The sequence below is a fragment of the Ensifer sp. R-19 genome, from assembly GCF_049905105.1.
Lineage (GTDB): Bacteria > Pseudomonadota > Alphaproteobacteria > Rhizobiales > Rhizobiaceae > Ensifer.
Map to the genome: position 1 here is coordinate 250065 of NZ_CP184571.1, position 23090 is coordinate 273154.

General features: G+C 61.4%; 19 protein-coding genes. 17 read left to right on the top strand and 2 right to left on the bottom strand.

What is annotated here, in order from left to right:
• Positions 1-220 precede the first annotated feature (220 nt).
• From ACN9MO_RS31625 to ACN9MO_RS31660, 8 genes are all read left to right on the top strand, one after another.
• Positions 221-973, top strand: a complete 753-nt coding sequence (locus ACN9MO_RS31625; protein WP_112996711.1) for a protein-L-isoaspartate(D-aspartate) O-methyltransferase — start codon at positions 221-223, stop codon at positions 971-973.
• Positions 970-3414, top strand: a complete 2445-nt coding sequence (locus ACN9MO_RS31630) for a class I SAM-dependent methyltransferase (protein ID WP_113133918.1) — start codon at positions 970-972, stop codon at positions 3412-3414. Before ACN9MO_RS31625 ends, ACN9MO_RS31630 begins: the two co-directional genes overlap by 4 nt.
• A 199-nt stretch (positions 3415-3613) precedes the next feature.
• Positions 3614-3901 (top strand): hypothetical protein, encoded by a 288-nt coding sequence (locus tag ACN9MO_RS31635; RefSeq protein ID WP_057251372.1) that lies wholly within the window; start codon positions 3614-3616, stop codon positions 3899-3901.
• Positions 3902-3997: 96 nt separating this feature from the next.
• Positions 3998-4651, top strand: a complete 654-nt coding sequence (locus ACN9MO_RS31640; RefSeq protein WP_113133924.1) for an ABC transporter ATP-binding protein — start codon at positions 3998-4000, stop codon at positions 4649-4651.
• Positions 4648-7059: an ABC transporter permease gene (locus ACN9MO_RS31645; protein ID WP_057251373.1), complete on the top strand. Its 2412-nt coding sequence runs from the start codon at positions 4648-4650 to the stop codon at positions 7057-7059. Before ACN9MO_RS31640 ends, ACN9MO_RS31645 begins: the two co-directional genes overlap by 4 nt.
• On the top strand, positions 7049-8122 hold the full coding sequence (locus ACN9MO_RS31650) for a lipocalin-like domain-containing protein (RefSeq protein ID WP_113133917.1): 1074 nt from the start codon (positions 7049-7051) through the stop codon (positions 8120-8122). The genes ACN9MO_RS31645 and ACN9MO_RS31650 overlap by 11 nt, the downstream gene beginning before the upstream one ends.
• A 254-nt stretch (positions 8123-8376) precedes the next feature.
• A complete protein-coding gene (locus ACN9MO_RS31655) occupies positions 8377-8895 on the top strand; it encodes a VOC family protein (RefSeq protein ID WP_057251375.1) in 519 nt (172 codons plus the stop codon).
• 91 nt (positions 8896-8986) lie between these two features.
• On the top strand, positions 8987-9973 hold the full coding sequence (locus ACN9MO_RS31660; RefSeq protein ID WP_425989174.1) for a zinc-binding dehydrogenase: 987 nt from the start codon (positions 8987-8989) through the stop codon (positions 9971-9973).
• Between the two features lie 63 nt (positions 9974-10036).
• Here ACN9MO_RS31660 and ACN9MO_RS31665 read toward each other — a convergent pair whose 3' ends face one another.
• Positions 10037-10696, bottom strand: a complete 660-nt coding sequence (locus tag ACN9MO_RS31665; RefSeq protein ID WP_057251377.1) for a TetR family transcriptional regulator — start codon at positions 10694-10696, stop codon at positions 10037-10039.
• A 273-nt stretch (positions 10697-10969) separates the two neighbouring features.
• Between ACN9MO_RS31665 and ACN9MO_RS31670 the strand changes: the two genes are divergently transcribed.
• The 7 genes from ACN9MO_RS31670 to ACN9MO_RS31700 all read left to right on the top strand — a co-directional run bounded on the left by ACN9MO_RS31670 (position 10970) and on the right by ACN9MO_RS31700 (position 19742).
• The gene (locus tag ACN9MO_RS31670; RefSeq protein WP_057251378.1) at positions 10970-12079 is read left to right on the top strand and encodes a sugar ABC transporter substrate-binding protein; all 1110 of its coding nucleotides are present in this window, start codon (positions 10970-10972) and stop codon (positions 12077-12079) included.
• A gap of 76 nt (positions 12080-12155) precedes the next feature.
• Positions 12156-13121 carry an ABC transporter permease gene (locus ACN9MO_RS31675; RefSeq protein WP_057251396.1) on the top strand — a complete coding sequence of 322 codons (966 nt, stop codon included), beginning with the start codon at positions 12156-12158 and terminating at the stop codon, positions 13119-13121.
• An 8-nt stretch (positions 13122-13129) separates the two neighbouring features.
• Entirely contained in the window at positions 13130-14635 is a 1506-nt protein-coding gene (locus ACN9MO_RS31680; protein WP_057251379.1) for a sugar ABC transporter ATP-binding protein, read from the top strand.
• 7 nt (positions 14636-14642) lie between these two features.
• Positions 14643-15584, top strand: a complete 942-nt coding sequence (locus ACN9MO_RS31685; protein ID WP_057251380.1) for an ABC transporter permease — start codon at positions 14643-14645, stop codon at positions 15582-15584.
• 9 nt (positions 15585-15593) lie between these two features.
• Positions 15594-16628 carry a zinc-dependent alcohol dehydrogenase gene (locus tag ACN9MO_RS31690; protein WP_057251381.1) on the top strand — a complete coding sequence of 345 codons (1035 nt, stop codon included), beginning with the start codon at positions 15594-15596 and terminating at the stop codon, positions 16626-16628.
• A 22-nt stretch (positions 16629-16650) separates the two neighbouring features.
• A complete protein-coding gene (locus ACN9MO_RS31695) occupies positions 16651-18147 on the top strand; it encodes an aldehyde dehydrogenase family protein (RefSeq protein WP_057251382.1) in 1497 nt (498 codons plus the stop codon).
• The gene (locus ACN9MO_RS31700; RefSeq protein ID WP_057251397.1) at positions 18147-19742 is read left to right on the top strand and encodes a GMC family oxidoreductase; all 1596 of its coding nucleotides are present in this window, start codon (positions 18147-18149) and stop codon (positions 19740-19742) included. The genes ACN9MO_RS31695 and ACN9MO_RS31700 overlap by 1 nt, the downstream gene beginning before the upstream one ends.
• A 52-nt stretch (positions 19743-19794) precedes the next feature.
• Here the strand turns inward: ACN9MO_RS31700 and ACN9MO_RS31705 are convergent, their stop codons facing one another.
• The gene (locus ACN9MO_RS31705) at positions 19795-20613 is read right to left on the bottom strand and encodes an aldo/keto reductase (RefSeq protein WP_057251383.1); all 819 of its coding nucleotides are present in this window, start codon (positions 20611-20613) and stop codon (positions 19795-19797) included.
• A gap of 134 nt (positions 20614-20747) precedes the next feature.
• Between ACN9MO_RS31705 and ACN9MO_RS31710 the strand changes: the two genes are divergently transcribed.
• Together ACN9MO_RS31710 and ACN9MO_RS31715 are read left to right on the top strand one after the other, a co-directional pair.
• Entirely contained in the window at positions 20748-22319 is a 1572-nt protein-coding gene (locus ACN9MO_RS31710; RefSeq protein WP_057251384.1) for an acyl CoA:acetate/3-ketoacid CoA transferase, read from the top strand.
• Positions 22316-23089: an enoyl-CoA hydratase/isomerase family protein gene (locus ACN9MO_RS31715; RefSeq protein ID WP_057251385.1), complete on the top strand. Its 774-nt coding sequence runs from the start codon at positions 22316-22318 to the stop codon at positions 23087-23089. Before ACN9MO_RS31710 ends, ACN9MO_RS31715 begins: the two co-directional genes overlap by 4 nt.
• Position 23090: the final 1 nt, after the last annotated feature.

Consider the following 23090-nt stretch of genomic DNA (forward strand, 5'->3'; position numbering starts at 1 on the left):
CCATTCAAACAGAAACGACGCGACCTCCGCGACAATTCATAAGTATTTTGGCGCGAAAGGCTCTGGAAGTGTCGCGCGCCATACGCAGAGGCCCATGTAGTGCGAAAGCTTCGCGAACACTGCCCTCAGCGTCCTGTGTGACATAAAGCGGGCGTTCAATGGTCAACAAATTGCCCCGCTGCCGCCACTATACTCCGGCGATATAACCGGGAGAGAGTTCATGCGTCCTCTAGCCCAGTGCCAAGCGTTAATGGCGGTGGTTCTCGCAAGTGCGGCCGCCGTGGTTTCGACATCCGCGCCCGCTCAGGATCGACTCGGCGAGCGTGCGGCGATGATCGAGACGATCAAATTGCACGCCCGTTCGGCGCCGTCAGCGGTCGAGGGCCAGGGCGTCGATCCGGCTGTGCTGGAGGCGATGGGAAGGGTGCCGCGCCACCTTTTTGTGCCCGAGGAGCAACGTGGCGCGGCCTATCAAGATCGGCCATTGCCGATCGGATACGGACAGACCATCTCGCAACCCTTCATCGTCGCGCTGATGACGGACCTGATCAACGTTGGGCCTGGCGACGCTGTCCTTGAGATCGGCACTGGCTCGGGTTATCAAGCAGCCGTCTTGTCGCCGCTCGCAGCGAAGGTTTACTCGATTGAGATCATACCGGAGCTGGGCGAAAGGGCGGCCGCCCGATTGGCGGAGCTCCGCTTCGACAATGTCGAGGTGAGGGTGGGCGACGGCTACTATGGTTGGCCTGCGCTCGCGCCTTTCGACGGTATCGTGGTGACTGCCGCTGCAAGTCACATCCCGCCACCGCTGGTCGAGCAACTCGCCAAGGGCGGCCGGATGGTCGTCCCCGTTGGAGGCCCCTTCGCGACCCAGTTTCTCATGCTGGTCGAGAAGCGACGGGACGGAAGCATCACGACCCGGCAGCTGCTGCCGGTGGCCTTTGTGCCGCTGAGGGGAGGTAGAGCCCAATGAGAGCGGGGCGCCTGCTGCCGGTTGGTCTCATATCGGCGGCAACCCTTGCTCACGAAGTGCTGCTGATGCGGCTCTTTTCGATCATTCAGTGGCATCAATTTGCCTATATGATCATAAGCATAGCACTCCTGGGCTTCGGCGCGAGCGGTACGTTCGTTGCATTGGCCCGCCGCCCTCTGGTGAAACGGTACCCGGCCGCCTTCACAGCGTCGGCAGCGCTGTTCGGCATCACTGCGGTTGCCAGCTTCGCCGGTGCCGAACGCCTGCCGTTCAACGCGCTCGAGGTCGTCTGGAATCCGGGCCAGCTTGGTTGGCTCGCGGCTAGCTATGCTCTCCTGGTCCTGCCGTTCTTTTTTGGTGCCACCTGTATCGGCCTTGCCTTCAGCCGCCATCCCGGCCAGATCGGACGCGTCTATGCCTTCGACCTGGTCGGCGCTGGGGTCGGTGCACTGGGCATCGTCGGACTCCTGTTCCTGGTCTTTCCCGCTGCGGCACTGCGCTTCGTCGCGGCGTTGGGATTTGCGGCGGCTGCCCTTGCCGCGACGGGCATGGCTCGCCATCGGCGGCTCGCCGCGGGCAGCCTCGGGCTTGCAGCCGCGGTCATCGCGGTGTGGCTGCCACCGTCCTTTACGGCCACCGGCCCGCACATGTCGCAATACAAGGGCCTAAGCATGGCTCTCGACGTCCCCAACGCGCGGGTGGTCGAGGAGCGATCAAGCCCGCTCGGACTACTGACAGTCGTGGAGAGCCCGAGCGTCCCATTCCGGCACGCGCCGGGCCTCAGCCTCGCCAACACCCAAGAGCCCCCCACGCAACTCGCCGTCTTCAGCGATGGCGATAGTGTTACAGCGATGACTGCCTATAGCGGCGATCCGGCGACGGTCGCTTATCTCGACCGGACAACGGCGGCGCTCCCGTACCGCATTCTTGCACGGCCGCGAGTGCTGGTCCTCGGTGCTGGTGGCGGCGAGCAGGTGCTGCTGGCGCTGCGCTCCGGAGCCGAACTCGTGGACGCTGTAGAGGTCAACCCGCAGATGATCGACCTGGCTCGCAATCGCTTCGCGAACTTCGTCGGCGGCATCTTCAGCCGACCGAACGTGCATCTGCATCTAGCCGAGGCGCGCGCCTTCGCTGCGACCGCTGGCGAGCGTTACGACCTGATCCAGATGCCGCTCCTTGACTCCTTCAGCGCGGCCGCGGCCGGCGTGCAAAGCATGCACGAGAATTACACCTACACCGTGGAGGCACTGCGGGATTACCTGACGGTACTGAAACCAGATGGCGTCGTCGCCATCACGCGATGGCTGCGGGTGCCGCCGCGCGACATCCTTAAGCTGTTCGCCACGGCTACCGAAGCGCTTGAAGCGGACGGCGTGGCCCAGCCTGGCCGGCACCTGGCGCTGATCCGGAGCTGGAATACCGCAACCCTGCTCGTCGCCACGTCGCCGTTCACTGGTGAGGACGTCGCAGCCATCGGCGGCTTCGCGGACGAGAATTTCTTCGACATCTCCTGGGCGCCGGGCATCTCCGCGAGCGACGTGAACCGCTACAATCAACTCGACCGCGAATATCTCTACGAGGGAGCCCTCGCTCTCCTTGGCCCTGAACGAGCCGACTTCACGGAGCGCTACAAGTTCGATATTGCGCCGGCCACGGACAATCGACCATATTTCTTCGACTTTTTCCGCTGGCGTGCGCTGCCCGAGCTCCTGACGCTACGCACCCAAGGTGGGGCAGCGATGCTCGACTGGGGCTACCTGATCCTGGTGACGACGCTCGTCCAGGCCGTGATCCTCAGTGCCGTCTTGATCCTGCTGCCGCTCTGGCTTCGCCGGCGCGCACTCGGGAGAGCCATACCCCGGCTGCGCTTCGGGCTCTATTTCCTTGCCTTGGGCCTGGCCTTCCTCTTCATCGAGATCGCCTTCATCCAGCGCTTCGTGCTGTTCCTCGGCCATCCGCTCTACGCCGTCGCTGTCGTGCTTGCGGGTTTCCTCGCCTTCGCAGGTCTCGGTAGCGCCTTGGCTGCACGCTGGGTGGCGGCGGTCGGATGCGGATCCGCGGTGCGCGGCATCACCCTCGCTGTCGTGGTAATCGCATTCCTGGCTGGGACCTACCTGCTCGCGCTGCCTTCGATATTCGAACGGCTGCTGGCACTCCCGGATGCCGCGAAGATCGCAATCGCGCTCCTCCTCATAGCACCGCTCGCTGTCTTCATGGGTATGCCGTTCCCCCTAGGCCTCGGCCACGTCGGCGCGCGCTCGGAGGAATTTCTTCCCTGGGCGTGGGGGATCAATGGCTGTGCGTCGGTGCTAAGCGCGATCCTCGCCGCACTGCTTGCAATGCATATCGGGTTCACTGGCGTCGTGACGATGGCCGTGATCCTCTATCTTGCCGCGCCGGCCTTACTCGCCGGGTCGCGGGATCACGTCGCAACACGTTAATCCAGATCGAACTGTTCGCGAGATAGGCGAAACGGGCAATCCTGCAATTGATGTCGGCACCCGTGCAAACAGGGGGAGGGCGTCCCAAGCAGCCGTGCGGCGTCCCATACATGCGGCGAGGGGCGCCGTGCCCCTTTCTTCTCGTCCACCCTCAGCTATTTATCCAAGAACAATCCTGCTCCGACTGGCAGGAGGCGCGGTGCGCCGCCTTTCGGCCGAGAAGAACAGCGAGCGCGTCATGCGAGTTCAGGTCGAAACCTTTGTGGACGAAGGTGGGGTCGAAAAGATCCGCCGATTTTACCTCAACGGCCGGAAGGTCGAAGTGGTCGAAAACCTCGATCAGTGGCATGGGGCCGACTACCGATACCTCAAGGTCAGGGGCAGCGAGGGTGACGTTTACATTTTGTATCTGGACGTACTCCGAACGCAGTGGGCGCTGACGATATATCAACGCTCGCAATCACCGGGCTCGCGCGTCGCCATGTGACGTTCGACGTCAGTATTCGCATCTTCTCACTGCAGGCCTTTCCAAGCGGCTGTGGAGAGTTAAATATGTTCCATCGTCCTAATTTTGGCCGCTACGGTGATCGCTCTCCGCAATCTTAGGAAATCCTATGAGACTGCCGAAGGGCGGCTTGAAGTGCTGAAAGGGGTCAATCTCGATCTCGGCGCGGGAGACAGAGTTGCCCTGATGGGGGAGTCCGGTAGCGGAAAGAGCACGCTCCTGCATCTCGTAGCCGGCCTCGACCGAACGGACTCAGGCGAGATCACGATCGGGGGGCGAGACATTTCCAAGCTGAACGACCGGGAACGCGCTGCCTACAGACGGACAAAAGTCGGTCTCGTATTTCAGCAGTTCAACCTTGTCCCGTCACTAGACGTAGCCGCGAACATTGCTTTCCACGCCAAGCTCGCGGGACGCCACGACAGAGAGTGGGAAAATGAACTCGTGGAGCGCCTCGGAATCGGGACGTTGCTGACCAGGTATCCCGAACAACTTTCCATCGGACAGCAGCAGCGGGTGGCGATCGGACGAACCCTTGCCGCGCGTCCCGGCTTAGTTCTGGCGGATGAGCCCACAGGAAACCTGGACGAGGCCAACGGAGACGCTGTCCTGGAACTGATGCTCTCGCTATCGAAGGGAAGCGGATCGACACTTCTCCTGGTGACACACTCGCAAAGACTGGCGGACAGGCTCGACCGGCAGGTGCATTTGCGGTTCGGGAAGATCGAATGAAGATGTGGACCGCAGCCACGGCACTTCTGTCCCACTGGCGACGACGACCGCTGCAGCTCGGCGCTCTCTTGTCCGGCCTGGCGCTGGCGACGGCCCTGTGGTGCGGAGTGCAGGCGATCAACGCAGAAGCTCGCGCCAGCTATACCCGCGCCGCGGTTGTGCTCGACCAGAACGGATTGGCGAACCTCGTTTCTCCAAACGGCAGCTCGATTCCTCAGTCCGCCTTCGTGCGGCTCAGGCGGGCGGGCTGGAACGTGTCACCAGTTTTGGAGGGAGACTATCGGTTCGGAGTCATCCGGTTAAGGGTGATCGGCATCGAGCCACTGACGATGCCCGCGGAGACTAACACCGTCGACCTGGGAAATGCCGGGGACTTGCTTTCCTTCATCACGCCTCCTGGCATGCTGTTTGTCTCTCCCAGAACAGCGGAAAAAATGCGAGGACAGACGGACCTCGCACTGCGTGTTTCGGATCGGATGCTGGACGGCGCCGCCTTCATCGACATTGGCTTGGCCCAGAAGCTGTTAAGAAGAGAGGGCGAACTCAGTCGGATTGTGATTGCCGAAAACCAACGTTCCGGTCTGGAGCCGCTTGAAAAGCTTGTTCCAACGCTCTCAGTTCGCGAGCCGAATGCAGAAACCGACGTCGAGCATCTTACCGAGAGCTTCCATCTCAATTTGACCGCCTTCGGGTTTCTCGCCTTCGCGGTGGGGCTGTTCATCGTGTACGCGACGATCGGTCTCGCCTTCGAGCAACGGCGGCCGACCTTCAGAACGCTTCGCTGCCTTGGAGTTTCGTTAAGTGCGCTTGCGGTTCTGCTGCTCGCCGAACTTGTCCTTTTCGCCCTTGCCGCCGGGGCGGTCGGCGTCGCGATAGGATATCTGGTCGCGTCGCTGCTGCTGCCCGGAGTGGCCGCAACCCTCGAAGGACTCTACGGAGCCAGCGTGCCTGGCACGCTTTCCCTGCGTCCGGAGTGGTGGGTTTCTGGTTTTGCCATCGCGGTGGCCGGCACATTGGTGTCGTCGGCACAGAGCCTGTTGCGCTTGAGGAGGGTGCCTTTGCTCGCGGCGGCCCAACCCCAGACCTGGGGACGATCGTGGCAAGCGGGGCGGCGGTTTCAGGTGCTAGCCGCAGCGGCTTTGCTAGCCCTCTCGGGAGCTCTTCTTCTGTGGGCTGAAGGACTTGAGGCGGGCTTTGGCGTTCTTGGCTGTCTTCTGCTCGGGGCGTCGCTACTTCTTCCCACCGTACTTTCTGGATTCTTTACCGTGATGCAGCGGGCGTCTTCGCGCGCGCTCGTCACGTGGTTCTGGGCCGACGCGCGGCAGCAACTCCCCGGACTTTCGCTTGCGCTCATGGCATTGCTTCTTGCGCTGGCGGCAAACGTCGGCGTCGGAACCATGGTCTCGAGCTTCCGTCTCACGTTCGTCGGCTGGCTCGACCAGCGTCTCGCCGCCGAGCTTTACGTCGCTGCCCGGAACGAGGGCGAGGCAGACAGGCTCAGGACATGGCTCGCAACGAAGGTGGAATCGGTGTTGCCGATCTTGAGCGTAGACGCCGAGATCCGGGGGCAGCCGATGCAGATCTTCGGTGTCGCTGACGATCCGACCTACAGGATGCACTGGCCCCTGATCGTTGGCATGCCGGACGTTTGGGATCAGGTGGCGTCCAGTCAAGGGGTGCTGGTCAACGAACAGTTCTGGAGGCGGGACCGGCTCCGCATCGGCGATCAGCTGGATCTGCCGGGTGACTGGAAGCCGGCGGTTGTCGGGGTCTATTCGGATTACGGAAACCCAAAGGGCCAGGTCATCGCCGGAATAAACGCTCTGACCTCTCGTTACCCGCAGGTCTCGCGCCTGCGCTACGGTCTGCGGATCCAGCCTGATCAGGTCGCGGACCTACGATCGAGGCTCACGGACGAATTCGGACTACCAGCCGACAACGTCGTCGATCAAGCGGCATTAAAGGAACAGTCACGGCGGATCTTCGATCGCACATTCCTGGTTACTGGCGCGTTGAACATATTCACGCTCGGGGTTGCAGCACTGGCGATGTTCTCAAGCCTCCTCACGCTGTCGGAAATGCGCCTCCCCCAGCTTGCGCCTGTGTGGGCCACGGGGGTCACGAGACGTGATCTCGCTCTTCTTGAGGTTCTAAGGGCGCTCGTGCTCTGGCTGGCGACATTTATTGCCGCTTTGCCCCTCGGCCTGGCGTTGGCGTGGGTGCTTCTCGCGGTGGTGAACGTCGAAGCCTTCGGCTGGCGTCTGCCCATGTATTTCTTTCCTTACGAGTGGCTTCGCCTCGGTCTAGTCGCGCTCGGCGCTGCTGTCGTTTCCGTATTCATCCCGCTTCGCCGGCTGGCGCGAGTCACGCCATCGGAACTTCTGAAGGTATTCGCCAATGAGCGTTAGATCGATTGCGATCGCTTTTGCGGTGACGACCATGGCCAGCTTGTCCGGGAGCCAAGCGGCCTCCGAGGGTTTTGGTGGCCTTGGCTCGACGGTCGAAGGGTTTTCGGTGCCGCAGCCTGGCCTGCTGTTCCGTTTCCCCGCCGACCACGGCCCACATCCGGACTTCCGGATAGAGTGGTGGTATCTAACGGCCAATCTTGAAGCCCCCGACGGAACTCAATACGGGGCGCAGTGGACCCTTTTCCGCTCAGCGCTTGCTCCGGGTGAGACCAACGCGTGGTCGAGCCCACAGCTCTGGATGGGTCACGCAGCCGTCACCACTTCAGAAGACCACTTCGTCGCAGAACGTATTTCACGCGGGGGAGTGGGGCAGGCTGGTGTTGTCGCGGCGCCGTTCTCGGCCTGGATCGATGACTGGCAGATGGAGGGACATGCCGCCCCGGGAGCGGATCAACTGGCCGATCTCAGCCTGACTGCGACGGCCGAGGAATTCGGCTATGAACTCCGCCTATCGGCTACCGGCCCGCTGGTGCCGCAGGGCATTAACGGCTATTCGGTGAAATCAGCGAAGGGACAGGCCAGCTACTACTATTCGCAACCGTTCTATGCGGTGGTCGGCTCGCTTTCGCTACCGAGCGGGAATGTAGAGGTGACGGGGAAGGCTTGGCTTGACCGCGAGTGGTCGTCACAGCCGCTCGCGGAGGACCAGACCGGTTGGGATTGGTTCTCGCTGCATCTCGATACAGGGGAGAAGTTCATGGGCTTCCGCCTCAGAGATGAAGGGGAGGGATATACCTCCGCCACCTGGATCACTGCCGACGGGCGACCGGACCCTTTACCCGCGACAGCTCTCAAGATCGTTCCCGTGCGAACCGCCAAAGTCGCAGGGCGTCAAATTCCTGTTTCCTGGAACGTCCAGATTCCCAGTCGCGGCTTTGACGTCACGACCCAGCCTCTGAACGACCATGCGTGGATGTCAACGTCCATCCCGTACTGGGAAGGCCCGATCGCCTTCGAGGGCAGTGTCAGTGGCAGGGGTTACCTGGAGATGACCGGGTACTAGCCCAAACCAAGCGTAGCGGGAAGGTGATTGGGGGCAGCTTCTATCGCACCTGCCTGATGGTTGCGTGACCATGGCCTAAGAACCACGCTTTGCGATCGTGTCGTGCTGGCGGAGAGTTTTGAGACCGCCCGGAGTGGTAAGTCCCCGTCACGGGCCGGGTTTCGCCAACGTCCGGTCCGCCATCTCTTGACTTGATAATAACTAACTAGTTACATAATTGATAATCGGCATTCATCGCGAGTTGGGAGGTTCGAGTGAAGATATACGGGATGCAGCATGTGGGTTTCACCGTGCCTGACCTTGACGAGGCGGTCGGCTTTTTCGTGACAATCTTCGGTGCGGTAACATGTCTCGAAACCGGCAGAGTGGAGGCTGACGATGCGTTCATGCTTCGACGCCTGGGTGTTCCTGAGGGCAGACGGATAGAAAACATCAAGGTTCTGAGAATCGGGAACGGCACGAACCTCGAGATATTCCAGTATTCCGGAGAGACAGGCGATCCGGAGCCGCTGAAACGCAACAGCCAGCCCGGCGGATTTCACATGGCCTTCGAGGTCGATGATTGCGAGCGCACAGCAGAGCGGTTGCGCGCCGCCGGCGTTGAGGTGCTGGAAGGTCCCACCCTTGTCGAGAGCGGTGCGATGGCCGGACTCACGTGGCTTTATCTGAAGGCTCCCTGGGGACAATTCCTGGAGATCGTCAGCATGCCCGGGCCACTCGGATACGAAAGCGCCGGCGGTCCACGGCAGTGGTCGCCCGTCAGCGGCAGCTGAATTCCCACTCGTAGATCGCGGCATCTGGTCCCGTGGTCATCTCAAAGCAAATACACGCAACCACTGGCCCAAGGGGCCGGAAAGGAGAGCCGTGCCTCAAGAAATCCTGATAAGCTCAAAGCAGACCTTTGAGCTTGGCGACTACGAAGACGGTCCACTTGAGCCCGGACAGATCCGTGGACGAACGCTCTGCACCTTGATCAGTCAGGGCACGGAGCTTGGCTGGGCCAATGGCGACGTCTTCCCCATCCGGCCCGGTTATGCGGCCGTGTTTGAGGTGACCGGGGTCGCACAGGGTGTCGTCGGCGTCAGCGTCGGCGACCGGCGTTTCGCGATGGGGCAGCACCGCAGCACGCAGACCCATAATGTGCAGTATACCCTGGCGTTGCCGGATGGATTGTCTCCGGATCGCGCGGTGCTTGCCCGCTTGATGGGCGTATCGATGACGAGCCTGATGACAACGAAGGCCCGCCCCGGGGACCGTGTCGTGATTTCGGGGGCCGGTCCGGTTGGCTTCCTCGCTGCGCATCTCTTCAGGATCGGTGGATATCGGGTCACCGTGGTCGATCCGGATCCGGTAAGGCGCACCCAGATCATGCGAAGCGGAATCGCGGATTGCCGGGCGTCGGTCGGTGACGCATCGGAACTGGTCGGAAATGTCTCCCTCGTCGTTGATTGCTCAGGCCACGAGGGCGCGATCATCGACGCCTGCCGTGTCGTTCACAAACTCGGCGAGGTCGTCATGGTCGGTGTTCCCTGGAAGCGGGCAACGGAGATTTCGGCACATGAACTCATGCAGGCGGTCTTCTTCAACCTGGTGACGTTGCGTTCCGGCTGGGAATGGGAAGTTTCATTGCATGGTCGCGACTTCGTTTGGGAGGAACTCCTCGAAGGATACAACAATGCGCCGCACAGCATCTTCGGCGGCTTTTCGCGTGCGCTCGACTGGCTGTCCGAGGGATTGATCGACAGTGAAGGCTTGATACGCCATGTGAGGCCAGACGATCCCGCGTCGCTCTATTCGGAGATCTCGCGACGGGAAATCGAAGAGCCCTTTATCGTTATCGATTGGACGTAAGTCGTTCGCGAGGGGCTGACGCATCGCCCTACAGTCGTCGATACTGATGCCTAGCGCGATGCGCTAGGCACACACCAGACGCATGATGGTATCGACGTTGAACTGCAGTCGCTCGTCGATCGCTTCCTTGGCCATGAGGTCGCGTTCGAAAATGATCGATCCGGTGAAGCGGTTGGTCAGGTAGTAGTAGCCGATTGCCGCTATGGTTATGTTCAACTGTACCGGGTCGATGCCGGGTCGAAACACACCTTTAGAGGCGCCCCGCTCGAGAATGTCGCCGACCATATTGACGAACTTGCGACTGGCGACCTTGATGACCTCGGATTTCTTCAGGTGCTTGGCGCGGTGAAGGTTCTCGCTGTTGACCAGCGTAATGAACTCCGGGTTCTTCAAGTAGTATTCCCAGGTGAACTGGACGAGCTTGGCAAGCGCTGCCTTCGGCTCCAGGTCGTCGAGCTTGAGTTTTTGTTCTGCCGTGCGGATGTCGATATAGGCATCTTCAAGAACGGTCTGGAACAGGCGCTCCTTGCTCTCGAAATAGTGGTAAATCATCCGCTTGTTGGCATTGGCCTTCTCGGCGATCACGTCGACCCGTGCGCCACCTAAGCCATTCTTCGAAAACTCTTTTTTTGCCGCTTCCAGAATGCGAGCCTTCGTTGCCTCGGCGTCTCTGGTGCGTGGCTTTCGGGCTGGTTTCTCCGTGTCTTCGTTCGTGATGCTCAAAGCCCTTCCTCCATCGCCCTCGCGCCTGCTGCGCTTGAAGTCATACACGCCGGAAAGCTGATCCGTCAAAGCGGTTCGTCGGATCGGTCGGCGCGTGCACCTATTAAAAGCACTTGACTCGGGGTTTTGTAAAGAAGTAACTAGTTAGTGCGTTAAGTGGGATTGACGAGGCCGGAGGAGGCCAGGGCGACAAGCGTTCGCCGCCACCTGCGAGCCTGCATTTTCAACCCGTGTGGGACGGGGAACGCTCACCGAGGATATGGGAGGATTGGCATGTCGACCTTTATTAAGGATTTTATCGAACGCGAGACGGTAAGCCGTCGCAACTTCTTGTTTGCCGCCGCCGCCGGCGTCGGCGCCATGGCAGTGCCGATGGCGTTCGGCCGTGGCACGGCACAGGCTGCGCTCACGGATCCGGCGATTGCGTGGAGCTATCGCGACAGGGCGTCTGCCTATTGGAATTCGGTCGTCTCGGGCGGTGAGGCCTTCGTAGAATCCCTCGGCAAGCCGAAAAGCGCGCTCGTCAGTCTGATCAACGAGGGGTCGACCGAGAAATCGCTCTCAGACATCAAGGCGTTTCTCGCCAAGAACAACGGCAATTGCGCGATCGCCTGCGATGCCAACGACAGCCCCAATGCAAGACCCGTCGTCGAGGCGGCTCAGGCCGCCGGCGCCTATATTTCGACGATCTGGAACAAGACCGACGACCTGCATCCCTGGGATTTCGGCGACAACTACGTCTCCCACATGACCTGGTCGGACGAAAAGCCGGCCGAGCAGACGGCGCGCATTCTATTTGAAGCCATGGGCGGCGAAGGCGGCGTGGTTCATCTCGGCGGCATCGCCGCCAACAACCCTGCGGTCGAACGCCTGAACGGCCTCAAGAATGCGCTCAAGGATTTCCCGAACATTGAATTGCTCGATGCGCAGCCGGCCGACTGGGATACACAGAAGGGTGCAGCCCTCATGGCATCGTTCCTGACCCGCTACGGCGACAAGATCAAGGGCGTCCACTGCGCCAACGACAACATCGCCTATGGCGTCATCGAGGCGTTGCGCGCCGAAGGCATCGAGGACATGCCGATCGTTTCCTACGACGGCAATCCGGAAGCAGTGCAGATGGTGCTGGACGGAAAACTGTTGGCGACCGTTTTCACCAACCCACACTGGGGTGGCGGCATCAGTGCAGCACTCGCCTATCATGCGGCAATTGGCAGCTTCAAGCCGTCCGAGGAGCCCAAGGAACACCGCGAGTTCTACGGTCCGACGATCCTGGTCACCGCCAAGGACGCTGCCGAGTTCAAGGCCAAATACCTCGACTCAGTCCCGACCTACGACTGGAAGGATTTCTGGGGCCCGTCGAACGGGCAGATCCAGTACTGACCTTCGACCGGTAAGGCGGCAGCCTGGAGGCTGCCGCTTCCTCCCCTTGTGACCTTCAAAAAGAGGGGTGTCTGACGTGACACGTCGCCTATCGCGCGAAACCTTGATTAAATGGGCGCCGCTCCTGGTGCTGATTGCGCTCGTGATCTTTTTCACCGCGCTCAACCCTACATTCTTTTCCCAGCGGAATTTCGCCCGCATCGCGATTGCGGCGGCCCCGGCGCTCATGGTCGCCGTCGGCGTTACCTTCATCATCGTCATGGGATCGATCGACCTTTCCATGGAAGGAACGGTCTCCCTGACGGCCGTGGCCTTTGCATTCATCTTTGCCTACCTCGGCGGCTCGCTCGCCCCTTCCGGTTGGGTCGCCATTCCGCTGGTACTCCTTCTCGGCGGCCTCATTGGACTGCTCAACGGACTGGTCCATGTGAAGCTCAAGATACCGTCTTTCATGGCAAGCCTTGCCATGGGCTTCGTCGGCACGGGCGCTGCGATCCTTTTGACTGGTGGCGACATCGTGAAGGTAAGCGATGCAACGTTCCGCGGGCTCTTGACCGTGCGCTGGCTCGGCTTCCCGCTGATGGTCTATATCGCCGCCTTCTTCCTCCTCGTCGCCTGGTTCATTCAGACCCATACGACGTTGGGCCGTAACTTCTATGCCGTCGGCGGCGGCGAGGATCTCGCTCACGCATCCGGTCTCAATGTCACCCGTGTCCGGGTCACGGGCTTCGCGCTTGCCGGCATCTTTTATGCGATTGCCGCGATCCTCGTGGTGGCCCGTATCGGTCAGGCGGAATCGGTGACCGGCGCGAATTTCATGTTCGTCTCGATCACGTCGGTCGTCGTCGGTGGTGTGGCCCTCTGGGGCGGCATCGGCGGTGTCTGGAATGCACTCGTCGGGGTGCTCATCGTTAACGTCATCGACAACGGGATGGTCGTCATTGGGCTGCCCGACTTCATTCAGGACGGCATGCTCGGCCTGCTCGTCATTCTTGCCGTCGTGCTTTCGACCGATCGCAAGATGCTTTCCTTCGTCAAGTGAGGCACGCCATGTACGAGCTCAAGGCCGTCGACAAGAAATTCCCGGGCGTACATGCGTTGAAGGCGATCGATTTCCACATCAAGCGCGGCGAAATCGTCGGGCTTGTGGGGGAAAACGGCGCCGGCAAATCCACCTTGATGAAGGTCATCTACGGTGCCTACCAGCCGGATGGCGGGCGTGTGCTGATCAATGGAACGCCCGTTCGCTTCGCCAATCCGCGCCAGGCGATGGAGAAGGGGATCGGGATGGTGTTCCAGGAACAGTCCCTGATCCCGAACCTGACTGTCATGGAAAACATCTTTCTCGGCTACGAGCGGCAGTTCACCCGCTTCGGTGTCGTCGACTGGAAGGCCATGGCGAAAGCGGCGAAGGCGCAGCTTGCCAAGGTGAAACTCGATATCGACCCGGCAATGGTGACGTCGAAGCTTTCTTTTGCGCAACGCCAACTCGTCGAACTTGCCAAGGTGCTGACGCTGGAGGAGCGGGTGGAAGGTGACCTCGTCATCCTGCTCGACGAGCCGACTTCGGTCCTGTCGAAGGAAGAGGTGGAGCTGCTTTTCAAGCTCGTGCGGGAACTGGTGGCGCGAGCTTCCTTCATCTTCGTTTCGCACCGCATGGACGAGGTGATGGAGCTATCCGACCGGATCTACGTGATGAAAGACGGCGAGGTCGTGGATGTCGTTGATCGTGGCGCCGCCCCAGCCGAGGCCATCCAGCACAAGATGGTCGGCCGCAATGTCGACAAGCAATATTACCGTGAGCATCTGCAAAAGCCGTTCGACGCTTCGAAGGTGCTCGCCGAGTTGGACGGTGTCGGCCTTCCCGGCCGCATCCAGGATATCTCGCTCAAGCTGCACGCCGGCGAAGTGCTCTGCCTGGTCGGAACGGAAGGTTCCGGTCGCGAGGCAATCCTCAGGACGATCTACGGCATGCTGACGCCGACCACGGGTCGTCTCAGCATCAAGGGCGAGGACGCGACCGATCTTTCTCCGCGACAGTCGGTCGCCCGCGGCGTCGGCTATGTTCCCCGCGAGCGCAAGATCGAGGGCATCGTCGCCGGGATGAACGTCTACGAAAACATGACCCTTTCGCAGATGAAGAGCCGCTCGAAGGGTGGCGTGCTGCGCGTCGGGGAGGAGCGGGCGCTTGCCCGCGAATGGATCAAGAAACTGTCGATCAAGGCGCATTCCGAATTAGCGGATTGCGGCAATCTTTCAGGTGGCAACCAGCAGAAGGTGGTTCTGGCCAAGTGGCGATCGGCCGGCTCCGACATCATGCTTCTCGACCATCCGACGCGCGGCCTGGACATTGGCGCCAAGGAGGATGTCTACGACATGATCCGCGCCATGAATGCGGCCGGCGTCGGTATCGTGCTGGTCGCCGATACGCTGGAAGAGGCGATTGGCCTCTCGCACACCATCATCGTCGTCAAGGACGGGCGCATTCAGAAGCAGTTTGCCTGCGAGCCGGGTTCCAAGCCCACGCCCTATGACCTTCTGCATTACATGATCTGAGGGACCAATGGATATTCAGCGCCTCAAACCGCACCTTCCCTGGATAACGCTCCTGGTGCTCGTCGCAATCGTCGGCATCACGGATCCCGGTTTCCTTCGACCAACAAACCTGCTTGGGATCGCCGGCGATATCGTGCCGCTTTTCATCATGGCGCTCGGGCTCACCTTCGCCATCTATATTGGTGGCATCGATCTGTCGGCCCAGTCGATGGCGAACATGGTGACCGTAATCGCCTCCATCTACCTCGCCTCGCTCGGTGCCTGGGTTGCCGTGCTTTGTATTGCTGCAGGATTTCTGCTTGGCATGCTGTCCGGATTCGTGACGACACGGCTTTACGTGCCGTCGTTCATCTCCACGCTTGCCGTGGGAGGCGTTGCCTTCTCGGTCGCGCAATGGCTTTCCGGTCAGCGCGCACTCAACATGGATGCCGTCCAGCGCAACGAAACCTTCGGCTGGATGATCGGTCATACCTGGGGCGTTCCCAATGAGCTCCTGATTGCCGCTGGGCTTGTGGCTCTCTGCCTCTTCATCGAGCGGCGCACGACGCTCGGCCGCGTTCTGAAGGCGGTCGGTGCTGGCGAACTTGCCGCCGCCGCGTCCGGTCTCGACGTCGCGCGCTACAAGATTCTCGCCTTCGCCATCTCCGGTGCGCTTGCTTCGATCGCCGGCCTACTCTTCGCCGTAAAGCTCTCCGGCGGCGCGCCAACGATCGCCAATGGGTTCCTGCTGCCGGCAATCGTTGCCGTGCTGGTCGGCGGTACGCCTTTGACGGGCGGTGTCGGCGGCGTGATGAACACCGTCGTCGGCACCCTCATCGTTGCGGTCATTCGTGCTTCGATGCTCTATTTCGAGATCGACGCGACCCGCCAGCAGATCGTCTTCGGCATCGTATTGATCGTCGCTATTGCACTGACGATCGACCGCGCCAAACTGCGCACCGTGAAGTAGGGGGCAGTCATGACGACCATGCGCGCCGCCGTTCTGACCGCCCCGAGACGTTTCGAGGTCCGAGAGGTCGCCATGCCGATCATCGGGCCGGACGATGTGCTCGTCCGGGTGGCACGCACCGGCATATGCGGCACCGATATTCACATCTTCAACGGCCACTACGCAGCCGATCGGCTTCCGCTGGTTCCCGGCCACGAGTTCTGCGGCACGATTGCCGAGCGTGGTGCTAACGTTCGCCATCTTACGGTCGGAACGCGGGTGGTGGTCGATATCAACATCGGTTGCGGCAGCTGCTTTTGGTGCCGTCGCAACGAGGTTCTCAACTGCGCCGAGGTCACGCAGGTGGGTATCGGCCGGGATGGCGCCTTTGCCGAATATGTCGCCGTACCTGCAAGACTGGCGATCCCGGTTGAGGCTGACATCGCCGATGCTGTGCTTGCGCTCACGGAGCCGGTCGCCTGTGTCGTTCGCGCGGCGCGCAAGGCGCAAGCAACATTCGGCCAGTCGGTGCTCATCTTCGGTGCAGGACCGATTGGAAACCTGCACGTGCAGATGATGCGGCTCGTTGGCGCAGCGCCCATCATTGTTGCTGATCTTTCGCCAGAACGTTGCCGGATGGCGGCCGAGGCTGGGGCCGATGCGGCCGTCTCGGATCCCGCCGAACTGAAGGCAGTGGTTCACAAGATGACCGGCGGACGCGGGGCGGATCTGGTAATCGAAAGTGTGGGCAGTCGAAAGCTCTACGAACAGGCGTTCGATCTCATGCGCCGCGGCGGCCATGTCGCCTTTTTCGGCATCACGCCACCCGGAGAGACCGTTGCCCTCGACAGTCTGCGGACCGTGTTGGAAGAAGGCAGCCTCAAAGGCTCTGTTGCCGGCATGGGTGAGGACATGCACGACGCGCTCACGCTTCTGTCGCATGGCCGGTTCCGAACGCAGGATTTCACAAAGGCAAGTTATCCGCTGGAGGCCATCCAGGAGGCCTTCGAAACGATCGCCGAGCGGCCGCAACACCTGAAGACCCAGATCGCCATCGCGGCGTAAACTATCGAAGTGGAGGTACCAGATGGACCAGACGAACACATTTCTTGCTCCCCCGACCGCAGCGCGCAGCTTCGGCTTCTTCGTCGACGGGCAGTGGAAGGAAGGAACCGACCACTTCGAGCGCACGTCGCCGGGCCATGGCACGCCGGTGACCCGCACCGTTCGTTGCACGGTCGATGATCTAAACGCCGCCGTCGCCGCGGCGCGCCACGCTTTCGAAGACCGCCGCTGGTCCGGTCTTTCCGGTGCCGCGCGCGCCGGCGTGCTCTTGCGCGTCGCCGAAATCCTGCGACGTCGCAGGGACGAGATCGCTTACTGGGAGACGCTCGAAAACGGTAAGCCGATCTCGCAGGCACGCGGTGAGATTGACCATTGCATAGCCTGCTTCGAGGTCGGCGCCGGTGCTGCGCGCCTTCTGCACGGCGACAGCTTCAATTCGCTCGGTGACGATCTGTTCGGCATGGTCCTGCGCGAGCCGATCGGTGTCATCGGCCTGATCACGCCGTGGAATTTCCCGTTCCTGATCCTGTGCGAGCGTGTGCCTTTCATCCTGGCTTCCGGTTGCACGATGGTGGTGAAGCCATCCGAAGTCACCTCTGTGACCACGCTGCTTTTGGCCGAGGTACTGGCTGAAGCCGGCCTGCCTGCCGGCGTCTACAATGTCGTCACCGGTTCGGGCCGCTCGATCGGTCAGGCGCTTGCCGAACATCCCGATGTCGACATGCTCTCCTTCACGGGATCGACGGCTGTGGGCCGCTCCTGCGTCCACGCAGCTGCCGACAGCAACTTCAAGAAGCTTGGCCTCGAACTCGGTGGCAAGAACCCCATCATCGTCTTTGCCGATTCCGATCTCGAGGACGCGGCTGACGGCGCTGCCTTCGGCATCAGCTTCAATACCGGGCAGTGCTGCGTCTCGTCGTCGCGCCTGATCGTCGAGCGTTCGGTCGCTGCACAGTTCGAGAAACTGCTGGTCGAGAAGATGGCAAAGATTCGCGTCGGCGACCCACTTGATGATGGCACCCAGGTCGGCGCCATCACCACCGACGCCCAGAATGCCACGATCCTAGACTATATCGCCAAGGGCAAGGCTGCGGGCGCCAAGCTCCTCACCGGCGGCGAGCCGATCGACCTTGGCCGTGGCCAATATATCGCGCCGACACTCTTTTCCGGCGTTTCCCGCGACATGGCGATCGCGCGAGACGAGATTTTCGGTCCGGTTCTGTGCTCAATGCATTTCGATACGGTGGAGGAGGCCATTCAGCTCGCAAACGATACGGTCTACGGTCTTGCGGCGAGCGTGTGGACAAAGAACATCGACAAGGCGCTGACAGTGACGCGGAAGGTGCGTGCAGGCCGATTCTGGGTCAACACGATCATGGCGGGGGGCCCCGAAATGCCGCTCGGCGGTTTCAAGCAGTCCGGCTGGGGCCGCGAGGCCGGCATGTACGGGGTGGAGGAATACACGCAGGTGAAGTCCGTTCACGTCGAGATCGGCAAGCGTTCGCATTGGATCGCATGATGTCGAAAGGCTATGACTATGTGATCGTCGGCGGTGGCTCCGCCGGTTGCGTACTGGCGGCGCGGCTTTCCGAAAATCCGTCGGCGCGCGTCTGCCTCATCGAGGCGGGCGGGCGCGACAGCCACCCGCTGATCCACATGCCCGTCGGCTTTGCCAAGATGACCGCCGGCCCGTTGACCTGGGGGCTGAAGACGGCGCCCCAGAAGCACGCCAACAACCGCGAAATCCTCTACGCTCAGGCAAAAGTGCTTGGTGGCGGCTCGTCGATCAATGCCGAGGTATTTACGCGCGGGCATCCAGGTGATTACGACCGTTGGGTCGAAGAGGGTGCCGAAGGATGGGGCTTCAAGGACATCCAGAAGTATTTCCTGCGTTCCGAGGGCAATTCGATCCTCTCGGGTAAATGGCACGGAACGGATGGTCCGCTCGGGGTATCGAACATTCCCGACCCGCAGCGCATGACGCGTGCCTTCGTGCAAAGCTGCCAGGAACGCGGCATACCCTACAACCCGGATTTCAATGGCCCGGTTCAGGAAGGTTCCGGCGTCTACCAGACCACGACGCGGGACAATCGCCGCTGCTCTGCGGCGGTCGGCTACCTGCGACCGGCTCTAAAGCGCAAGAACCTCACGGTCATCACCGGAGCGCTCGTGCTTCGCGTCGTCTTCGAAGGACGACGTGCCGTCGGCGTCGACTATCAGGTCGATGGCAAGCGGGTGACTGCACGGGCGGATAGTGAGGTTCTGCTGACTTCGGGCGCAATCGGCACGCCGAAGCTGATGATGCTTTCAGGTGTCGGCCCGGCCGAAACGCTTCGCAGACATGGTATCGACATCATCCAGGACCTGGCCGGCGTTGGCGAGAACCTGCAGGATCATTTCGGTGTCGACATCGTTGCGGAGCTGAAGGACCACGACAGTCTCGACAAGTACAACAAGCTGCATTGGTCGATCTGGGCGGGCCTTCAATATACCCTGTTCAAGTCCGGTCCCATCACCTCCAACGTGGTGGAGGGCGGGGCATTCTGGTACGGTGACAAGAGTAGCCCCTATCCGGATCTGCAGTTCCATTTCCTTGCAGGTGCAGGCGCGGAAGCCGGTGTGCCCAGCGTGCCCAAGGGTTCTTCAGGCATCACGCTCAACTCCTACACGCTGCGTCCCAAGTCTCGTGGGACTGTGACCCTGCGTTCGGCGGATCCGCGTGATCTTCCGATCATCGATCCGAACTTCCTTGCCCACTCCGAAGACGTGAAGGTCTCGGTTGAAGGGGTGAAGATCAGCCAGGAGATTTTCGCCCAGCCGTCGCTTCAGAAATACATCAAGGTGACGCACTTCCCGAGCCGCGATGTCCGTACGGAAGCGGATTACGTCGCCTATGCCCGCCAATACGGCCGCACGTCCTATCATCCGACCTGCACCTGCAAGATGGGGCGCGACGAGATGTCGGTGGTCGATCCGCAGTTGCGCGTGCATAGCCTCGATGGCATTCGCATCTGCGACAGTTCCACCATGCCGAGCCTGGTGGGCTCCAACACCAATGCGGCGACGATCATGATCGGCGAAAAAGCCGCGGACATGATCCGCGGCAATGCCTGATAGTCGTTGATCGACAACGAGAAAGGGCGGCTCTGGAGCCGCCCTTCTTACGTCAGTCCCATTCCGGAACCCAGGGCAGTTGCCCTGGCTTGATGATGCGGTAGCCGGTGGCCGTCGTCGCGTCGATCCTGCTCATGTCGATCGACGAGAGGGTGAAATCCATGATCTCGAAGTTCGCGCGGATGTTTTCCGGTTTCGTGGACATGGTGTTGAGCGGCACGCCTTTCTGGAGAATCCAGCGTAGCGCCACCTGTGCCGCGGACTTGCCGTAGGTCTCGCCGATGTCGGCGAAAAGGCGGTGCTTGAAGATCTCGCCACGTGCAATCGATGCGTAGGAAGAGATCGGGATGCCTGTTTCCGCGGCAGCCGCGAGCAATTTTTCCTGGTTGAGAAGCGGGTGGAATTCCACCTGGTTGGTCACAAGCGGAACATCGACGATGGACCGCGCCTCTCGCATCATGGCCGCCGTGTAATTTGACACGCCGATCGACGTCGCCAGCCCTTTCGCGAACGCGGATCGAAGCAAACGAAGGGAGGGCGCGATCTCTCCGTTCGCCGGCGGCCAGTGCAACAGAAGAATGTCGACGCAATCGATCTTGAGCGCTTCAAGGCTCGCCTCGACCGAAGAGACGAACTTCTCTTCCGTGTAATTGTCGGGATGCACTTTGGTGGTGATACAAAGCTCGTGACGGGGAACACCACATTCGGCCAGCGCCTCGCCTGTGTCGGCCTCGTTGGCATACATCTGCGCCGTGTCGAATGCCCGATAGCCGACGTCGATTGCGGCGTCGATTGCGCTTCGAAGTTCGCTCCCCTTCAGCGGATAGGTGCCGAAGCCGCGCTGAAAGGTCTTCTGGAAGTAGATGTTCATGCCTCCCCCTTGTTTGGTGATGAGCCGGCGTCATTTGCCGGCGGCCCGAAAATCGCGCTTACCGGCTTGTCTTGTCCGTAATTAACATATAACTAGTTAGTTACTTCAGGCAATGAAAAACGGAGGGTCAGGCGATGAAGAAGGTGAAGAGCGCGCAGGAGGCGGTCCGGCTCATCAAGGATGGCTCGGTCGTCGCCGTGAACTCTTCCTCGGGTCTGTGCTGCCCCGATGCCGTGTTGAAGGCGCTCGGCGAACGCTTCGATAGCGAGGGCCATCCGCGCGGGCTTACCTCCATTCATCCGATCGCCGCTGGCGACTTCTTCGGCACCCGCGGCGTCGATCACATCGCCAAGCCTGGGATGCTGGTGAAGATCATCGGCGGTTCCTATCCCTCGGGGCCGAGCAATGCCGAGCCGCCGCTCATCTGGCAGATGATCCTGAAGGAGGAACTCGCCGCCTTTAACGTGCCCTCCGGCATCGTCTTCGACATGCTGCGCGAAGGGGCTGCCAAGCGTCCAGGCGTGTTGACGAAAGTCGGCATGGAGACCTTCGTGGATCCTGAGCAGGACGGCTGTGCCATGAACGCCCGGGCGCGCGCCGAGCCCATCGTCAAGCGCGTGTCATTTGAGGGCGAGGACTGGCTGCATTTCCCGGCCATCCGCCCCGATGTGGCGATCATCCGGGCAACGACCGCCGACGAGAAGGGCAACCTGACCTTTGAACAGGAGGGCGCGACGCTCGGGGCGATGGAAATGGCGCTCGCCGCCCGCAATTCCGGCGGCCTGGTGATCGCGCAGGTCAAACGAGTAGCGGCAAGCGGGACGTTGCGTCCCCACGACGTGCGGGTTCCCGGCATTCTCGTAGACATCATCGTCGAGGCGCCGGATCAGTTGCAAACGACTGCGACGCCTTATGATCCGGCTATTTCGGGCGAGCTTTTCCGACCCCTTGAAACCTTCCGTATGCCGACGCTTGACGTCGGCAAGGTCATCGCTCGCCGGGTGGCGCAGGAGCTTCAGGATGGCTGGGCGGTTAACATCGGCTTCGGCATTTCGGCGAACGTGCCGCGCATCCTGATCGAGGAAGGAAATCACGGCAAGGTCACCTGGGTGATCGAACAGGGGGCCGTTGGGGGTGTTCCATTGCTCGACTTCAAGTTCGGCTGTGCTTCCAACGCCGAGGCCTTCGTCGCCTCGCCGCACCAGTTCTGTTATTTCCAGGCGGGTGGCTTCGACTGCTCGCTCTTGTCCTTCCTCGAAATCGATGCCGATGGTTCGGTCAACGTCAGCCGTCTTGCGGCCACCCCGCACCGCACGGCCGGTGCCGGCGGCTTCGTCGACATCACGTCTCGTGCGAAGAAGATCGTTTTCTCCGGCAACTTCAATGCCGGTGCGAAGATGCGTGTCGAGGATGGCCGTTTGGTCATCGACAAGGAAGGCCGTATCGCCAAGTTCGTGCCGAAGGTGGACCAGGTGAGTTTCTCCGGCAAGCGCGCTCGGGCCCAAGGGCAGGAGATCAGCTACGTTACGGAACGTTGTGTCATCCGCCTCGACAGCGAAGGGCTGATTGTCACCGAGGTCGCCCCGGGTCTCGACCTTCAACGGGATGTCCTTGACCAAGCCGCTACGCCCCTTCGCGTTTCCAATGCGCTCAAGAGGATGGACAGCGCGTTGTTTCGCCCCGAAGCCATGGGCCTCGTGCTGTGAGCGATCCGCGGATTGAACTCGTCGTTCATGACCGCGTCGCGCGGCTGACGCTCCGTCGCCTGGAAAAGCTGAACGCGATCGACGCCGACATGGTGGAAGCGCTTATGCAGGCGTGTCGCACCATCGAACGTTCGGATGCACGCGTTGCCATCCTCTCTGGCGAAGGCGAGAGATCCTTCTGCGCCGGTGGCGACATCGACGCGTGGAGCAGTCTCGACCCAGATGTGTTCTCTCGCCGTTGGCTGCGTGACGGCCACGACGCCTTCGATGCATTGGCGCGCCTTTCCGTGCCGCTGATCGCCGTGCTGAACGGCCACGCGCTCGGCGGTGGACTGGAGCTCGCAGCCTGCGCCGATCTGCGCATCGCGGAGGCCCATGTGAAGATCGGCCAACCGGAGCCGGGCCTCGGTATCATCCCCGGTTGGTCAGGCACGCAGCGCTCTTCCCGGCGGTTCGGTGCGCAGCTGGTGCGACGCATGGCGCTCTTCGGCGAAGTCTACGGCGCCGAGGAGGCACTGGCGCTTGGGCTCGTCGACAAGGTCGTGACAAGGGGCGAGGGGCTTGCTGCGGCTGATGCCGCCGCCGCGCGCGTGCTGCAACGTTCACCCCGTGCGACGGAACTCACCAAGATGTTGATCAATGCTGCGGAAGGTGAGGAAAGTGAACGCGTGGTCGAAGCGCTTGCGGGTGCTGTGGCAGCGGCTTCGAGCGACTTGACGGAGGGCCTGGCGGCCTATCGCCAGAAGCGTTCGCCCCAGTTTGACAGATAGA

What these genes read in the sequence shown, in the direction of transcription:
- ACN9MO_RS31685 (WP_057251380.1), top strand. Translation starts at nt 14,643, where the DNA reads ATGGATATTCAGCGCCTCAAACCGCACCTTCCCTGGATAACGCTCCTG.
- ACN9MO_RS31625 (WP_112996711.1), top strand. Translation starts at nt 221, where the DNA reads ATGCGTCCTCTAGCCCAGTGCCAAGCGTTAATGGCGGTGGTTCTCGCA.
- ACN9MO_RS31690 (WP_057251381.1), top strand. Translation starts at nt 15,594, where the DNA reads ATGACGACCATGCGCGCCGCCGTTCTGACCGCCCCGAGACGTTTCGAG.
- ACN9MO_RS31680 (WP_057251379.1), top strand. Translation starts at nt 13,130, where the DNA reads ATGTACGAGCTCAAGGCCGTCGACAAGAAATTCCCGGGCGTACATGCG.
- ACN9MO_RS31650 (WP_113133917.1), top strand. Translation starts at nt 7,049, where the DNA reads ATGAGCGTTAGATCGATTGCGATCGCTTTTGCGGTGACGACCATGGCC.
- ACN9MO_RS31630 (WP_113133918.1), top strand. Translation starts at nt 970, where the DNA reads ATGAGAGCGGGGCGCCTGCTGCCGGTTGGTCTCATATCGGCGGCAACC.
- ACN9MO_RS31705 (WP_057251383.1), bottom strand. Translation starts at nt 20,613, where the DNA reads ATGAACATCTACTTCCAGAAGACCTTTCAGCGCGGCTTCGGCACCTAT.
- ACN9MO_RS31645 (WP_057251373.1), top strand. Translation starts at nt 4,648, where the DNA reads ATGAAGATGTGGACCGCAGCCACGGCACTTCTGTCCCACTGGCGACGA.
- ACN9MO_RS31695 (WP_057251382.1), top strand. Translation starts at nt 16,651, where the DNA reads ATGGACCAGACGAACACATTTCTTGCTCCCCCGACCGCAGCGCGCAGC.
- ACN9MO_RS31700 (WP_057251397.1), top strand. Translation starts at nt 18,147, where the DNA reads ATGTCGAAAGGCTATGACTATGTGATCGTCGGCGGTGGCTCCGCCGGT.
- ACN9MO_RS31710 (WP_057251384.1), top strand. Translation starts at nt 20,748, where the DNA reads ATGAAGAAGGTGAAGAGCGCGCAGGAGGCGGTCCGGCTCATCAAGGAT.
- ACN9MO_RS31670 (WP_057251378.1), top strand. Translation starts at nt 10,970, where the DNA reads ATGTCGACCTTTATTAAGGATTTTATCGAACGCGAGACGGTAAGCCGT.